The sequence below is a fragment of the Gracilibacillus alcaliphilus genome (genome assembly GCF_016909015.1).
GTDB lineage: Bacteria > Bacillota > Bacilli > Bacillales > Amphibacillaceae > Gracilibacillus > Gracilibacillus alcaliphilus.
In genome coordinates, this window is the sequence record NZ_JAFBFA010000010.1 from 22,736 (window position 1) to 38,919 (window position 16,184).

General features: G+C 38.5%; 16 protein-coding genes. 13 read left to right on the forward strand and 3 right to left on the reverse strand.

The annotated features are described in order from the left end of the window. Positions 1 to 502: 502 nt before the first annotated feature. Positions 503 to 1,219 carry a DNA alkylation repair protein gene (locus tag JOD18_RS09405; protein WP_204668721.1) on the forward strand — a complete coding sequence of 239 codons (717 nt, stop codon included), beginning with the start codon at positions 503 to 505 and terminating at the stop codon, positions 1,217 to 1,219. A 493-nt stretch (positions 1,220 to 1,712) separates the two neighbouring features. Here JOD18_RS09405 and rpsD read toward each other — a convergent pair whose 3' ends face one another. Both rpsD and JOD18_RS09415 read right to left on the reverse strand, forming a co-directional pair. Beyond that, positions 1,713 to 2,315: a 30S ribosomal protein S4 gene (gene rpsD, locus JOD18_RS09410; protein WP_204668722.1), complete on the reverse strand. Its 603-nt coding sequence runs from the start codon at positions 2,313 to 2,315 to the stop codon at positions 1,713 to 1,715. Between the two features lie 283 nt (positions 2,316 to 2,598). Then, a complete protein-coding gene (locus JOD18_RS09415; RefSeq protein WP_204668724.1) occupies positions 2,599 to 3,078 on the reverse strand; it encodes a GAF domain-containing protein in 480 nt (159 codons plus the stop codon). A 233-nt stretch (positions 3,079 to 3,311) separates the two neighbouring features. Here JOD18_RS09415 and JOD18_RS09420 point away from each other — a divergent pair, with 233 nt between their 5' ends. The 5 genes from JOD18_RS09420 (at position 3,312) to JOD18_RS09440 (ending at position 9,829) form a co-directional block, all read left to right on the forward strand. Further along, positions 3,312 to 5,018 carry a septation ring formation regulator EzrA gene (locus JOD18_RS09420; RefSeq protein ID WP_204668726.1) on the forward strand — a complete coding sequence of 569 codons (1,707 nt, stop codon included), beginning with the start codon at positions 3,312 to 3,314 and terminating at the stop codon, positions 5,016 to 5,018. A gap of 408 nt (positions 5,019 to 5,426) precedes the next feature. Next, positions 5,427 to 6,569 carry a cysteine desulfurase family protein gene (locus tag JOD18_RS09425; RefSeq protein WP_204668728.1) on the forward strand — a complete coding sequence of 381 codons (1,143 nt, stop codon included), beginning with the start codon at positions 5,427 to 5,429 and terminating at the stop codon, positions 6,567 to 6,569. Positions 6,570 to 6,575: 6 nt separating this feature from the next. Next, positions 6,576 to 7,778, forward strand: coding sequence for a tRNA uracil 4-sulfurtransferase ThiI (gene thiI, locus JOD18_RS09430; RefSeq protein ID WP_204668729.1), 1,203 nt, complete (start codon positions 6,576 to 6,578; stop codon positions 7,776 to 7,778). 98 nt (positions 7,779 to 7,876) lie between these two features. Next, the gene (locus JOD18_RS09435; protein WP_204668731.1) at positions 7,877 to 8,077 is read left to right on the forward strand and encodes an alpha/beta-type small acid-soluble spore protein; all 201 of its coding nucleotides are present in this window, start codon (positions 7,877 to 7,879) and stop codon (positions 8,075 to 8,077) included. A gap of 165 nt (positions 8,078 to 8,242) precedes the next feature. Then, complete coding sequence (locus tag JOD18_RS09440; RefSeq protein WP_204668733.1) at positions 8,243 to 9,829, forward strand: amidohydrolase; 1,587 nt, start codon at positions 8,243 to 8,245, stop codon at positions 9,827 to 9,829. Positions 9,830 to 10,156: 327 nt separating this feature from the next. Here the strand turns inward: JOD18_RS09440 and JOD18_RS09445 are convergent, their stop codons facing one another. After that, positions 10,157 to 10,957 (reverse strand): NAD kinase, encoded by an 801-nt coding sequence (locus JOD18_RS09445; protein ID WP_204668735.1) that lies wholly within the window; start codon positions 10,955 to 10,957, stop codon positions 10,157 to 10,159. A 142-nt stretch (positions 10,958 to 11,099) separates the two neighbouring features. On the opposite strand from JOD18_RS09445, the gene JOD18_RS09450 reads away from it, so the two are divergent. The 7 genes from JOD18_RS09450 (at position 11,100) to JOD18_RS09475 (ending at position 15,796) form a co-directional block, all read left to right on the forward strand. After that, positions 11,100 to 11,597 carry a hypothetical protein gene (locus tag JOD18_RS09450; protein ID WP_204668736.1) on the forward strand — a complete coding sequence of 166 codons (498 nt, stop codon included), beginning with the start codon at positions 11,100 to 11,102 and terminating at the stop codon, positions 11,595 to 11,597. Then, positions 11,584 to 12,009 (forward strand): spore germination protein GerW family protein, encoded by a 426-nt coding sequence (locus JOD18_RS09455; protein WP_204668738.1) that lies wholly within the window; start codon positions 11,584 to 11,586, stop codon positions 12,007 to 12,009. The genes JOD18_RS09450 and JOD18_RS09455 overlap by 14 nt, the downstream gene beginning before the upstream one ends. An 86-nt stretch (positions 12,010 to 12,095) precedes the next feature. Next, entirely contained in the window at positions 12,096 to 13,079 is a 984-nt protein-coding gene (locus JOD18_RS09460) for a class I SAM-dependent methyltransferase (protein ID WP_204668740.1), read from the forward strand. A gap of 133 nt (positions 13,080 to 13,212) precedes the next feature. Beyond that, positions 13,213 to 14,397 (forward strand): acetate kinase, encoded by a 1,185-nt coding sequence (locus tag JOD18_RS09465; RefSeq protein ID WP_204668867.1) that lies wholly within the window; start codon positions 13,213 to 13,215, stop codon positions 14,395 to 14,397. A 258-nt stretch (positions 14,398 to 14,655) separates the two neighbouring features. Beyond that, positions 14,656 to 14,871 carry a hypothetical protein gene (locus JOD18_RS09470; protein WP_204668742.1) on the forward strand — a complete coding sequence of 72 codons (216 nt, stop codon included), beginning with the start codon at positions 14,656 to 14,658 and terminating at the stop codon, positions 14,869 to 14,871. Between the two features lie 59 nt (positions 14,872 to 14,930). Further along, positions 14,931 to 15,185 (forward strand): hypothetical protein, encoded by a 255-nt coding sequence (locus JOD18_RS24780; protein ID WP_338029513.1) that lies wholly within the window; start codon positions 14,931 to 14,933, stop codon positions 15,183 to 15,185. After that, the gene (locus tag JOD18_RS09475) at positions 15,143 to 15,796 is read left to right on the forward strand and encodes an FAD-dependent oxidoreductase (protein WP_239588030.1); all 654 of its coding nucleotides are present in this window, start codon (positions 15,143 to 15,145) and stop codon (positions 15,794 to 15,796) included. Before JOD18_RS24780 ends, JOD18_RS09475 begins: the two co-directional genes overlap by 43 nt. Positions 15,797 to 16,184 lie beyond the last annotated feature (388 nt).

Sequence of the window (16,184 nt, forward strand, 5' to 3'; positions counted from 1 at the left end):
TAAGTCAATGATACTTTAATGGAAGAGCTTAAGTGAAAGAAAATCAGTCTTTTTCAAAAATGAATGCTTGTATTTTTCTGCGAAGATCCAAGTTTGCAAGGTGTTTTACAAAGCTGCAACGGAATCATTTTAATATTTTTCTATCACTGTTTTACAGTTCAGTTAAAGAGATCGAAAATGTTTTATTTGATCTGTGATTTAGCAATATAAAAGAAATTTTACCCTCAAACTACTGTTATAATAATTATGAATGGATACGAAATTTTGATTGTGAGGTGATTTAAAAGTTATTTAAAGACTAGAATGCCCTTTATACAGAGTCAACGTAGGATGGCAGGCAGCACGTCAGAGGGACGTTTTTATAACATTTCGCCTCTTTTTTATTGGCGTATTCTTGCAAAAAAACAAACAGCCTGAGGGAATCAAGCAAAAATGGAAAGTAAGTAGTCAACCTTTTACTGGGGCTTAAAACTTTATTATTAGATGAAAAGAGGTTAACCAAATGACAAATCATACCGCTGATGGTTTTATTCAGGAATTGAAGCAGCATCAAAATGAAGCAGAAATAGAAAAAATGAAAAAGTTTTTTAAAGATTCGGATGAAAATACAGAATGTTTAGGTCTGAAAATGCGTACAGTCTTCCAAACTGCAAAAAAATTTATAGATATGCCTTTGACAGAAATTGAACGGCTTCTAGAAAGTAATTATTATGAGGTGAGAATGGGAGCAGTAAGCATTATGGATTTTCAAGCTAAGGCCAAAAAACAAACTGATGATCATAAACAAGCATTGTACGAACTGTATATACGAAGACATGACCGAATCAACAATTGGGATTTCGTCGATCGTGCTGCTCCTTCTGTTATAGGCTCGTATTTGCTTGATAAATCGAAAGATCAGCTATATGAAATGGCGAAATCACCTAATATTTGGGAAAGAAGGACAGCTATAGTATGTACACTGAGTTTTATCAAGGCTGGTAATACAGAGGACACTTTTGCCATCGCTGAAATACTGGTAAATGATCCTGAGGAGTTGATTAACAAGGCTGTTGGAGGTTTGATTCGTGAAGCTGGTAAAAAAGATGAGGATCAGCTGAAATCTTTCTTGAATAAACACGCTAGCACTATGCCTAGAATCACCTTAAGATATGCTATAGAAAAGTTTGATAAGACTACAAGAGACCATTATTTAAATTTTAAAAAGGTTAATGATTAAAGGAGGGAAGATAGCAAATTATAAAACTCTAGCAGGGAAAGTAGCTAAGGGTGTTGGTAGAACTCGAGGCGCTGGCAGAGGTATCACAGCCGAACTTGGTGCTACGGGAGTAAGCAATATCGTTTACATAACTGGTTCGAATACCAACATTAATTTTATTATTTCTAGTGTTAAACATGATCTTGTCTTTAGTGTAAAAAAAAGATACATGGAAAAGCGAACAAAATTTGATTGTTTTCACCTTTATCAATTGATTTTGTTCGCTTTTTCCGTTTTCGTCTATTTTTCTTGATATAGTGCTCTAGTTTCAGAATCCAAATATTAAGCAAATCCAAAATGGTTAGTATTACTCGTTAACAGTTACGTCCTGCTCACGCTGTATGGTTAAGCCAAAAATAGGTTCCATTCTTCTTTATTATATTGCTAAAATACGTAAAAAAAAGCCTTGAAACATTGATATGTTTCTAAGGCTTTTTCAGTTCGTTCATCTCGATTAACGAGAGTAGAACTCAACAATAAGTGCTTCGTTGATCTCAGCTGGTAATTCAGAACGCTCTGGTAAGCGAACGAAAGTACCTTCTAATTTGTCACCATCAAATGATACATATTCTGGTGTGAAAGTATTAGCTTCCACTGCATCAGCGATGATGTCTAATTTTTGTGATTTTTCACGTACACCAATTACTTGACCGGGCTTTACTTGGTAAGAAGGAATGTCAACACGACTTCCGTCTACTGTAATGTGACCGTGATTTACTAATTGACGTGCTTGACGGCGAGTTCTAGCAAGGCCTAAACGGTAAACAAGGTTATCAAGACGAGACTCAAGAAGAATCATGAAGTTCTCACCATGGATACCTTTGATTTTGCTAGCTTTGTCAAATAAGTTACGGAATTGACGTTCCGTTACTCCGTACATGAAACGAAGTTTTTGCTTTTCTTGTAACTGTAAACCATATTCAGATAGTTTACGACGTTGATTAGGTCCATGTTGACCTGGTGCGTAAGGGCGTTTGTCTAACTCCTTACCAGTACCTGTTAATGAGATACCAAGACGACGAGACTTTTTCCATACAGAACCTGTATAGCGAGCCATAGTGCATCTTCTCCTTTATATATGAATTTGCATAAATAAGACAGTGTGTTCCTATTCCAAGCTCCCATTTTGTTTTCATGCATCCTCGCCCTAGTAGCAGAGAGTTACACGATGCACCTTAACTATAGTGTTAAGGAACAAACTAGCAAGCCGGCGGTTCACATAGGCTACCTTTTTTACACAAAGTTCATTATATGATGTGGAACGAGGAAAGTCAACCAATTGCTGCAAATTCATGAAAAAACATTCCAAGCTTTTTTCAGCAAGGAATGTTTGCCTGCACTTAAATAAATTTTTCTAGTGTTTTTACAAATTGCTCCAGATATTTTTGGTCGACTTCATCAAAGCGGTTTTTGCTTGGACTGTCGATGTCTAATACCCCAAAAATCTCCCCATCTTTTATAATAGGTACGACAATCTCGGATTGACTGGCAGCATCACAAGCGATATGGCCAGGGAATTGATGTACATCTGCGACAAGTTGTGTTTGTTGCTCTGAAACGGCAGTCCCGCACACCCCTTTTCCGCTTTTAATTCGTACACAGGCCGGAAGTCCCTGAAAAGGACCCAAGACTAATTCATCATCTTTCCACAAATAGAAGCCGACCCAGTTGACATCATCCAAGAATTGATTTAATAAGGCAGAGGCATTGGATAAATTTGCAATGATATCTGTCTCCCCATCTAGTAGTGCCGCTAATTGTTTGACTACGATTGGATAGTCCTTTTCCTTTGTTCCGTTATAATTTTCTGTTTGAAACATATTGCTCACTCCCATCCCATTTCAACTGAATTTGTCTTATCATACACCACAATGAAATGCTTGACAAATATCTAGTTTGGGACAGTCTAATACAAGTTTCGATAAAATAATCAAAAAAATAGTAAATAATTTAGCAAAAGGTCTTGAAACATGGTATCATAACTAGTAATAATATCAATGGATGTAGATGACATATTTTTGTGTTTTTGGTTGGGTTTGAAGGAGGAGTTTCAATGGTTGAAGTTGTGATTGGTGCGATCCTTATTATTATCGTATTACTTATTGTAGGTTTGATCTTTCGAAAGAAGGTCTATGATAATGTGGATCGATTAGAGGCATGGAAGTTAGATATAATGAACCGGAATGTAACGGAAGAGTTAGCGAAAGTAAAGAAATTAAACTTATCTGGAGAAACACAAGAAAAGTTTGAAGCCTGGAGAGATAACTGGGATACCATCGTTGGAAAAGAATTACCTAATCTAGAGGAATATATGCTGGATGCCGAGGAGGCAGCCGACAAGTTCCGGATTGGTCTGGCACAGGAAAATTTAAGACAGGTCGAACGAGTTTTACAGGATATTGAAGTGAAAATTGAAGAAATGCTGGATGAGCTGGAAGATTTATTAGGTTCTGAAAAGTTTGTCCGTAACCAGATGAGCGAATTGGAGCCTGAAATAAAGAAATTAAAGAAGCAGCTTTTACATAATAGAAGTCAATTCAGCCTAGCAGAATCGATTTTTGATCAAGCCATAACGGAAATGGAAGCTGAACTTTCCAAAGCAGCACAATTAACAACAGAAGGTAACTACATCGAAGCTCAGCAAGTAATGGAAGATTTAAAAGAAGAAGTGGAAACGATTGAAAAGAAAATGAGCGAGTTTCCTGATTTGTATCGTGAGGCGAAGAAGGGAATACCGGCTCAAATAAAGTCATTAGCTCGTCAGTTAGAAGAGTTAGAAGAAGAAGGCTGCCGAGTGAAGTCATTTGGTTTCCATTCCGAATTAAAGGAATTTGAGGAGCAGTTACAGCAAGTGGTTTCACAGCTTAACAAGGCAGAAACAGATGGAAATAGAGAGGTGTTAGACAATGTCGTTCAACGTCTCCAAGATATTTCTGAAGCTTTAGAACAAGAAGTGAAGGCAAAAGCAAATGTCGAAAACATGCTTCCAAAACAACAAGATATTTTGCAAGAGATCAAGCGGCATATTGTAGCATCAACAGATCAAATCAAAGAATTACAACAAAGTTATTATATCGAGTCATCTGATTTGGAGTTAATGCGTAATGTAGAGAAAAAGCTGGCTAAAGCAGAAAATGATATGGAACAAATGGACAAAAACTTGGACAATGAGGATATCAAACATATAGAAATCCAGGAAAAACTGGAAGAATTGTCACAAGATCTTGAGAAACTTAATCAGGAACAAGAGGAATTTCAATTACAGATTAAGGATCTGCGCAAAGATGAACTTGAAGCCAAGGAAGATATTTCTGCATTAAAGCAACAGTTGACCAAGACAAGTAAGAAGCTGGAAAAGAGTAATATCCCAGGAATTCCTTCCTATATTATCAATGCTTTAGAGGAAGCAGCAGGGAAATCCGATCTTGTACTTACTCAGTTAGATAAACACCCACTAGATATCAATAAAATTCAACAAGCTATTGAGGATACCCGAAAATCAGTTAATTATTTTACTGACCAAACCAACTTATTATTAGACCAAGCACGATTAGTGGAATTAACGATTCAATATGGCAACCGTTATCGCCGTAGTCATAAAGAATTAGCCCAGCAGTTAAATGAAGCTGAGAAGTTATTTCGGCAGTACAAATATGAAGCTGCTTTAGAAACAGCTGTAAAAGCCTTAGAACAGGTAGACGATAATGCAATGAAAAAAATCGAAGAGTTAGACAAGAATATCCAGCATTTGGCGAACTAAACAAAAGGAAATGGAACAAAGCCGGAATACAGTGGAGAAATAGGTCTGGATTTCGTTCGGTTGATTCTTCCCTAGATGAAGAACCTGCTACTTCATTTGATGTAAGAAACTGGATCATCATTGTTATATAGCGAAATAGGATGAATTCATTGCACATAAAGATATTCCTGTAGTCTGAACAGGAATATCTTTTCTATTGTGAAGAGAAATGAAAGAAATCGGCAGTATTTCGGCTTGATCCATTTTCACAAAGGAAGAAATATGATAAGATATGCCAGTGTAAGAAAAGAATGATCTGACCTACATCAGCAGGGGGTTATCTCGTTATACTTAACGAATGCATATCATAAAGAAGGACTAAATAATGAATACTAGTACCAAGTGACACCATAAAAAGAGGGATATGAAATGATATATTTAGATAATAGTGCGACCACACAACCAAGACCAGAAGTACTGGAGAGCTTTATGAAGGTGTCTAGTCAATTCTTTGGCAATCCATCATCTATACATGGACTAGGTATGGAAGCAGAAAGGCTATTGCGAAGGGCTAGAGAACAGGCTGCCGATTTATTGAATGTGGAGCCTCATGAAGTTGTCTTTACTTCTGGAGGAACCGAAGGCAACAACATGGCAATCAAGGGAATTGCGTTGGAACACCAGACAAGAGGCAGACACATTATTACATCTAAAGTAGAACATCCATCTGTATTAGAAGCTTGTCAAAGCCTTGAGCGATTGGGATTTGAAGTAAGTTATCTAGACGTTAATGGGGCAGGTATTATAGATATAAATCAGTTGAAAGCAAATGTAAGAGAAGATACGATCTTAGTAACCATTATGCATGTCAATAACGAAATCGGCTCGATCCAGCCGATTAAGCAAATTGGTGCGATCCTTCGTGAGTATCCGAAGGTATTTTTTCATGTGGATTATGTACAAGGTTTTGGTAAAGAGCCATTATCGATCAAAGACGCACAAATTGATTTATGCACTATTTCCGGTCACAAGATCCATGGATTGAAAGGAACAGGACTTTTATATGTAAAGAATGGAATTAGGCTGTTTGCTTTAGCAAATGGAGGCGGTCAGGAACGGCGTTTACGCTCAGGTACCGAGAATTTGGCAGGGATTGTTTCGCTGGTAAAGGCGATGAGACTAATACAGGAAGCTCAGAAAAAGGGACGGGATCAGTTGATGGAACGACAAGAAAAACTGCTCCGTCATTTAAAAGAAAACCCTGCTGTAGTTGTTAATACTCCTGATCAGCATCGGGCGCCACATATCGTTAATTTCTCTGTGCCCGGTCTGAAACCGGAAGTAGTCATCCATGCTTTAGAAGAACAAGGGATTATGATTTCTACCAAATCGGCCTGTTCCTCCAAAAGTGCGGATGAGAGTGCCGTATTAGCTGCTTGCGGCAAAGAACCGGGAATTTCTGCGGCAGGACTGCGTGTAAGTATGTCTTATGATACGACAACAGCAGATATAGCGACTTTTTGTGAACAATTAGACGCAGTAATTACAAATTTACAACAGATAATGAGGTAGAAAAAGATGCAGTATGATCATATTGTGATCCGTTATGGAGAGCTAACTTTAAAAGGGCAAAACCGAAAATATTTTATTAATCAATTAGCTGATAATATGCGCAAGGCATTGCGTTCATTTCCCAATATAAAACTAAATAAGACGAGAGACCGAATGTATATCGTATTAAATGGTGAAGATCCGAAGGCTATTATGGAACGCTGTCAAAGCATCTTTGGTATTCATAATATGAGTGTAGCCTTGAAGGTAGCCAATGAAGAAGAAGCTATAAAGGAAGCTGCCCTGAAATTATTAAAGGAATCTGAAAAGATACAGACATTTAAGGTAACGACAAAACGATCCAATAAAGATTTTCCGATTGGTTCACAACAGTTTAATCAAATATTAGGTAGTCATTTATTAGTCAATACCGAAGGCATCACGGTGGACGTCCATCAGCCAGATTTAGAAATAACTATTGATATCCGGCAGGAGGCTACTTTTTTAACATCAGAAAAAGTGGATGGGGCAGGCGGTTTGCCGGTTGGTTCCTCAGGTAAGTCTTTGTTGCTGCTTTCAGGTGGGATTGACAGCCCAGTTGCCGGTTATTTGGCAATGAAACGCGGAGTAGAGTTAGAAGCCATTCATTTCCATTCGCCGCCTTATACGAGTGAGCGTGCCAAAGAAAAAGTATTAGATTTAGCTGAGAAGTTAGCCTTTTATGGGCGTCCGATCCGTATTCATTTGGTGCCATTTACTGTTTTACAACAAACGATTCATCGTGAAATCCCTCATGGATATTCGATGACAGTGATGCGTCGGATGATGATGCGAATTGCAGAAGCGGTGGCAAAACGGCGCGGTATCTTATCGATTGTAACGGGAGAAAGCTTAGGGCAAGTCGCCAGTCAGACAATGGAGAGTATGCATGCCATTAATGCAGTGACCAATTATCCAGTAGTCCGTCCCTTAGTTACAATGGATAAAAAAGAAATTATCGCTATTTCAGAACAAGTGGACATGTATAACATTTCGATTCGACCTTATGAGGATTGCTGTACGGTATTTGTACCAAAACAACCAAAAACAAAACCAAGATTAGAAAAAGTAGAACAATTTGAAGTGAAAATAAATGTAGAAAAAGAACTAGAAACGATATTACCATTGATAGAGACCGTTACAATAGAAGCGAAAAATGAGCAGCAGCAAGAGTTGGATGATCTGTTCTAGGGAATGGATTTGTCACCAATAACTACCAATAAAAAAGTTGTATGTTTTCACCTCAATCCGCGCATGATAGTAGTGTAGTCAAGAGGAGGTGAAAGACAATGGCAAACAACAACTCTAATAACTTAGTAGTACCTGGTGTAAGTCAAGCACTTGATCAAATGAAATATGAAATTGCACAAGAATTCGGTGTTAATTTAGGTGCTGATACAACTTCTCGTGCAAATGGTTCAGTAGGTGGAGAAATCACAAAACGCCTTGTGCAAATGGCTGAACAACAATTAGGTGGACAACCAAAATAATAGTACGCAGGATAGTGTTCGTGGCACTATCCTTTTTTATTTGTCTACTGCATCATCTTTCGACAAATTTCTACTGAATCATTGTTCTTTTGATATCTTGTACTTTTATTCTGTTGAGCTTTTTGCTATCTTTAAATATAATATGAAGACAGATTGGGTGATAGAATGGGAACGCTATTTGTAGGTGGCACAATCTATACAATGGAGACAGCAGATACAAAAGTGGAGGCAGTATATACAGAAGCCGGATATATTGTCGAGACAGGAACAGAAGCAGGCTTAAAGACTGCATACCAAGAACAGATTACAGAGGTCTTTGACTTAGAGGGAGCCGTGATGTATCCTGGTTTTGTAGACAGTCATTTACATATTATGGGGCATGGTGAGAAATTACTGCACCTGGATCTATCTCAGATGTTATCGGCTGAAGCTGTGTTAGAAGCCATTAAACAGAAAATTACTACACTAGATCCGGGGGAATGGCTGATTGCCGAAGGCTGGAACGAAAATCAATGGGAAGAGAGCCGAATTATTGATAAAAACGAGTTAGACGCCATTTCAGCGGAACACCCTATGATGTTAACACGTGTGTGCCGCCATGCTATTATTGTGAATTCTAAGGCATTGGAACTTGCTGGGATTACGAAAAGAACCCCAGATCCCCAGGGCGGAAAAATCGTCTGTGATAAACAAGGTGACCCTACAGGCTATTTGTTAGATCAGGCACAAGAATTGGTAAAAGAAACTGTGCCTGAAGAATCAGAAAAAAGACTAAAACAAACGATTCAAGTAGCGATTGAAGATTTATTACGTCTCGGTTTGGTTGGAGGACACAGTGAGGATTTGTTTTATTATGGCGGATTTAAACGTACGTTAGAGGCGTATCAAGCCATTTTACCAACCAAGTATAAATTCAGAGCCCATTTATTGGTACACCACCAAGTATTTGATGAGATGGTTCAGAAGGGGTACCGATATGGAGATGGCGGTGAGTTTACTACATTAGGAGCGATGAAGTTCTTTTCTGATGGCGCCTTGGGTGGGAGAACGGCGTGGCTGAAGGAGCCGTATGCAGATGATCCAGATAATGTAGGAATTCCAATCCATACTTCTGCTGATTTGGAGCAGTTGTTTCAAAAGGCAAGAAGCTATCAGCATCCAGTTGCTGTTCATGCCATTGGTGATCAAGCCGTCGAAGAGATTGTGAAATTGATCGCTAAATATCCACTTGCCAATGGCTTAAGAGATCGTATTATCCATGCTCAAGTGGTGGACAACCAGTTGATTGAACGTTTGAAGGAAACGGCGGTTGTACTGGATATTCAGCCATCTTTTGTTGTTTCCGATTTCCCATGGGTTATCAAGCGCCTTGGAACAGAACGGGCAATGAATTCTTACCCATGGCAAACCTATACTACACAAGGGATTGCATGTGCCGGCGGTTCAGATGCTCCCATTGAAGAGGTAAATCCGCTGTTAGGTATTCAAGCGGCTGTTACAAGGCGCTCACGTATTGATCAACAGATATATGGCAAAGATCAACAGCTTTCGGTCTTTGATGCAATCTCTTTATATACGAAAGGAAGCGCCTTTGTTATTAGTCACGAGGAAAACCGGGGAATGATCAAATCAGGCTATACCGCTGATTTCACAGTATTAGAACACGATTTATTTTCACATGAGCCAGATCGTTTTCATGAAATAGCAGTGAAGGCAACTATTGTTGATGGGGAAGTTATGTATCAAAAATAGTCAGAAGCAAAATGAGCGTAACAATAGAATGCTCACTTTCTAAACGCTATAAAAAACAAGGTTTTATCTGTTCATACGCTCCCATTGATAACAATCTCGCTTTAACTGTTTATAACTTGAGGCTGAGATGTTGCAGCAAGTAAGCAAAGTATTCCCTGTTACACTCCAACCGACAAAAGAAGGGGCTGTTGCAAAATGTAAATATTACATTTTGCAACAGCCCCTATTCTTCTCCAGTAAATGAGTATTGCCTTTAGATTTAACAATTCACTTGTTACTAGGTATTTGCATGTAGGTTTAACCATGATATGATATGCTTCTGTGTGTTTATAAGAATGTACGTTGTACACGATCCCAGAAGGAATTATCTTTTAATTTTACCGTTTTAATCCGCTTATCACTCAATTCAACGGAAACAGAATGAATATTCTGGATAGGATGGGCTTCATTATCTAAACCGACAATTGGGTAATCATTTCCATCCTGAATAACCTCTAGACGCAATTTTCGATCTTCATTTAATATAAAAGAAGATCCCAATGTACGATAGCGATTATTGTTCAGTGAGGCTACTTCACTAACTTGGAAACAAGGAATTTTAGGATCGATTACCGCTCCATCGGTGGATTTACTATACCCTGTACTGCCTGTAGGCGTTGAAACGACTAAACCATCACCTCGGAAACTCTCGAAATACTGATCATCTATCAATACATCGATCTCAATCGTTTTTATAATGGTAGAACGAATAGTGACATCATTCAGACATTGAAAAGAGGTCTGGTCGTTAATGGTAACATCAATGATTGGGAATTCTCGGACCTCAATATTATCTGTCATCATTGAATTTACCATGCGGTCATAATTATCAATGTCGAAATCACAATACAATCCAGATTCGTCTGAATGGGTTATGCCTAAGTAGACGCAATTTTGGCGGAATCCGGATTTTCTTACTGCTTGAAGGAATTCCCCGTCGCCGCCAAAGCTGATCACAATGTTCGCTTGGTCAGCCTTTTCTACAATATTGAATCCGTGTTTTTTTAGATCTTCAACAAGAGGTGTTAGCTTGTCTAATGTTTCTTGATTATTTTTGTGGAAAAAGTAAATGTTTGATCGGCTATCCATAAACTTACCTCCTTGGTTAAAATACCACTTCCCCTTATTCTATCATGGTTTCACAGACTATCCCATCGAAACCATCTCTTTTTAACGGATAAAAGAATGAAGTTACCTATTTCGTAAATAATAATTGATAGAGGTGAACATCATGGTGATTGGCTTAATCATTTTCTTAATCATTTTTATTATTTTACTTTGTCTTTATTTTACACTGGCTGTGTCAATTCACGTCTATTGGTGCTGGCAGGAAGAGGAACAATATTTGCACCTTAGTTGTCATACTATGCGTATTCCTTTGTATTCAAAAAGGGTTGATTTTCATGGTTTGCCAAGTGATGTCACCATTCATGCCAGAAAGATTTTGCAAATGATCCAATATGTCCGGCAGCATGCCAAACATATACAAGTGCAGTCGGAAACGGTGGTATCGACATCTGACCCAGCTGTAACTGCTTATCTATATGTCTTTTTGAAGGTTGTTACTGAATGGCTAAGGTCACTGCACCAAGCAGACAATAAAGTAGCGGCCGATTTTGAACAGACTGCTTTTCAAACAGAAGGAGAATGCATGATATCGTTGAGTTTGAGGCAAAATATTAAGGAACTAAATAAATGGCGAAAGGAGTTTTCCAATGGGAGACAATAATCAAAATCAAAATGAAAGTCAACATCCATTAGAAGGATTTATGTCATTAACTACAGATCATTTAAAAGGACTTATGGAAGTAGATACAGCGGTTGGAAAACCGATTGAATTGCCCAATGATAAAACCTTAATTCCATTATCACACGTTAAATATGGTTTTGCGACAGGAGGAAGTGAATTTCTGCCAAAGAGTCAAAATAATCAGCAAGAGTCGATTATTCCATTTGGCGGTGGTGGAGGGGGAAGTGTTTCGGTAACACCAACTGCTTTTTTACTTATCAGTAAAGAAAAGGTGGAACTTTTAACCTTACAAGGAAATAATACTATTCATCACACGAAACAAGCAGAGAAAAATCCCGATTTGATTCAGCAGGTGGTAGAGCTGTTAAAAGATCGTAAAGAAAAGGGATAAACAATGCTTCTTAGTAGACAAAGGGAATAACTAGCCTGCATAATATGAACAGTTATTCCAATTAGTACAGGAGCGGGGGAGAAACTATGTCGTTTGATATCGAGAAAACTTTTTCACAATTTGACCAATTAATAACTACCATTGAGTCAACAGAGGGTGAAACCTATTTAGATAGTATTATTTATGCATTACGGGCAATTCAAACAGAAGAAGAATTGGAATTGCCCAATCCTGAGACAGAAGAAACATTGCGTCAATTGAAAGAAACATTCCTGCAGCAACAGGCAGAGGCAGAATCGATCCGTAAGGTAATTCAACTGGCACTTATAAAGGGAATGAAAGGTTCGACACAGCAGCAACATGTAACTACACCGGATTCTGTGGCACTGTTTATTGGTTATTTGTTAGAAAAACTGCTAGGAGAGAAAGAACAGTTCCGTTTATTTGACCCTGCAGTGGGCGCGGCTAACTTACTAACGGCTGTAATTAATCAAATTGAGCCAGCTACCATAGCATATGGGGCAGAAATTGATCCAACTTTGATCCAGATTGCTACGGAAAGCGCCAATGTCCAAAGAATAGGGCTGGAACTCTTTCATCAAGACAGCTTAACATCTTTGCTGTTAGCACCTGTCGATGCAGTGGTGTCTGATTTGCCAGTCGGTTATTATCCTAATGATCAACAAGCCAGTCAGTTTGTGTTACAGGCAGAAACTGGTCATTCTTATGCTCATCATTTGTTTATTGAACAAAGCATGACTTATACTAAAGAAACAGGTTATTTAATCTTTTTGATCCCGAATTTCTTATTTACTAGTGATCAAAGTGAGCCGTTACAGAAATTTTTGCGTGATCATGCCCATATTCTTGCTTTGCTGCAATTGCCATTATCCATGTTTTCATCGGAACAGCAAGCAAAGAGTATCCTTGTATTACAGAAACAAGGAGAAGGTACAAAGCCGCCAAAGCAAACATTAATGGCTCAGCTTCCATCCTTCAAAGAGGTTCGTAAAACACAAAACATCCTGGAAAAAATTGACGCTTGGTTCGAAAAGGAAATAAGCAAATAATCAGAATATTACAATTTTAATCAAGCAAACGTTACCACGATATATTCCAGTTGCAAACTTATTCTGACGGTGTTTAAATGGATATATAGATGTTTTTAAATAGCAGGATAAGATCATGAAAGGACTGAATATATTGCGTAAAATTGTAGCTGTGAATGCAGGAAGTTCTTCATTAAAATTTCAATTGATTGAAATGCCGGAAGAAAAGGTTTTAGCAAAAGGGCTTATTGAGAGGATTGGGATCAATAACTCTGTTTTTACAATAGAATATGGAGAAAATGAACAAAAAGAAACACTTGATATTCCTGACCATGCAGTCGCCGTACAATTATTATTAGGCAAACTGACAGAAATAGGAGTAATTAAAAGCTTGGATGAAATTGATGGTGTCGGACACCGTGTGGTTCATGGCGGTGAGAAATTCAATGATTCTGTATTAATAACAGATGACGTGATTCAAGGGATTGAAGATATTTCTGAACTAGCTCCATTGCATAACCCAGCAAATTTAACAGGTATTCGAGCATTCCGCAAGGCCCTTCCAAATGTGCCAGAGGTTGCTGTGTTTGATACAGCGTTCCACCAAACTATGCCAGAGCAATCCTTCTTATACAGCTTACCTTATGAATACTATAAAAAATATGGTATCCGTAAATATGGATTTCATGGGACTTCACACAAATATGTTTCCCAACGGGCTTCCGAATTGATGGGGGTTCCTTTAGAGAATCTGCGTCTTATTTCTTGTCATTTGGGAAATGGCGCCAGTATTGCCGCAATTGAAAAAGGGAAATCCATTGATACATCAATGGGCTTTACACCGCTAGCTGGTGTAACAATGGGGACAAGATCAGGTAATATCGACCCTGCCTTGATTCCTTATATCATGGACAAGACTGGTAAATCTGCGCAAGAGGTAATGAGTGTCTTAAATAAGAAAAGCGGTATGCTGGCACTTTCTGGTTTCTCCAGCGATTTGCGTGATATTCAAGAAAAAGCCGAAGCAGGGGATGACCGAGCAGAGTTAGCTTTACAAGTATTTGCCGAAAGAATCCACAAGTATTTAGGTTCTTATGCCGCTCGTATGCATGGACTGGATGCCATTATCTTTACAGCAGGTGTGGGCGAGAACAGTGTGAACATTCGTGAGCGTGTCTTAGAAGGTTTGGAATTTATGGGCGTTTATTGGGACAAGACCCTTAACAATGTTCGAGGAAAAGAAGCGTTTGTTAACTATCCTCACTCACCAGTTAAAGTAATTATTATCCCAACTAATGAAGAGGTAATGATTGCCAGGGATGTTATGCGTTTAAATTAACGAACTATTGATTTAAAATAGCGCCTGTTTGATGATGTACTCGCAGCAAGACTTACTGTTTGGCCCTTTTTCTATGTGAATTTCACATGGGAAAAGGCCTTTTTGTGTTGAAGCCGCAACAGGTTAGAACAGAACTAGCTGATTTCCAGGAGCCATTATTAATGCAACTCCACCACGTGTTTTTTACGAAGTTAAATCAAAAAATCCTCTCTCTTTCCCACTTTTATCAAATTTTCACATTAGACGAGTATGATAGACTTGCACAGCGTTGGAATGGAGGAACATTTAGATGGCACTAGCGAGAAACTAACTGCAATAGGAACGATTGTCGCTGTTTTTCTGATCGGGTGTCTTTCTCTATATCTAATGAGTAATCTATCTGCAGAAAAAAAGAAGCAGCATCTGGAAGAGCTGGTATCTCAACTGATCCATTCATTGATCCAGAAGGTTTATGACGAGAATGCGATCGAGTAACAGGCAATAGAATGTAAATTTTAGAGGTTAGAGACAGGATTGGCGGCAGAGTCCTGAGCATGTCTGATCCTAACAGACCTAATTGTGGCAATTTTGATCTTGGTCCAACATGGTTTTGGCCACAACATGACGGGACTATTGCCAAGCTTATTAATGAATTGAATGTGGAATCATTTGTCCAGTACACGACTAGGGGCGATGCTTATCGAACGCTCCCAAAACGAAACACCAGAACGCTATGTAACTTCCTGAAAATGCTGGGGCTATGTCAATGCGATTTGCTGGAGGTGTTCAATCTCTTATTGATGCCATAGCAGAAACTATTCCTTTTGGGGCAATTGAATTAAAAACTAAAAACACGGGTAAGAGCCATACACAGGATAAAGGTGGCATGGTCAGATTGGAAACAGGTTTGGCTGATGGGACGAGAACAAAAGTTTCTGCACGTAATGTGATATTGGCCTTGCCGCCTCGAATTATAGCGCGTCATATGGAATTTTCTCCTGCTCTTCCCACGAATCTTGTCACAGCTCTTTTAAACAAACCTACTTGGATGGCTGGACAGGCTAAAATAGTTGTCATGTATGATCGACCATTTTGGAGAGAATTAGGGCTTTCTGGATTTGTAACAAGCTGGGCCGGCCTCCTGCAGGAAATCCATGATGCTTCTCCACAAACAGCTGGTGGTGCATTATTTGGCTTTCTCGGAATACCAGCAAAAATCCGTCGAGAAATGGAAGAAGATGATTTGATAGCATTAATTATCGACCAGTTAGTTAGACTTTTTGGAACCTCAGCTTATAACTATCTTTTCGTGTTATTTACATGTATTTTAGAATGGATTCATCTAAAACTGCATGTTCAGCTGACCGAAGTGTCCCTTCCAGATGGCCGCCAAATTGCGGATCTATCTCTGTACCAGTAAAAATAATTTTCTTTTGCCAACCTCCTGTATCAGGAGGTTGATCATAACTCGAAAAATTTCTAAGTGGCTTCAAGTCCTCTTCCATAGCTGTTTCGGTGTCTTTTGAAACGAAGTAAAATTAGTTTCTGAATTGATAAATAAAAAAGGAGGCTTCTACACCATTGGGATTTGCTATTAAGCTAATTGCTCCTATTGCTTGTTTTACATCCGCTTATTGTTTCCGGATAAAATTATTGACTTCATTTGTCACCTTTTTCCCTCTTACAAACTTTTTTCCTCTTACAAACCGCCTTTATGTGAGTTGATTGTGACATAAAAAAATAAAGAGCTGCTGTTAGACAGCTCTTTATTTTTTTATCCTGAGTTAATCGTTTGTCACCCGCTATTT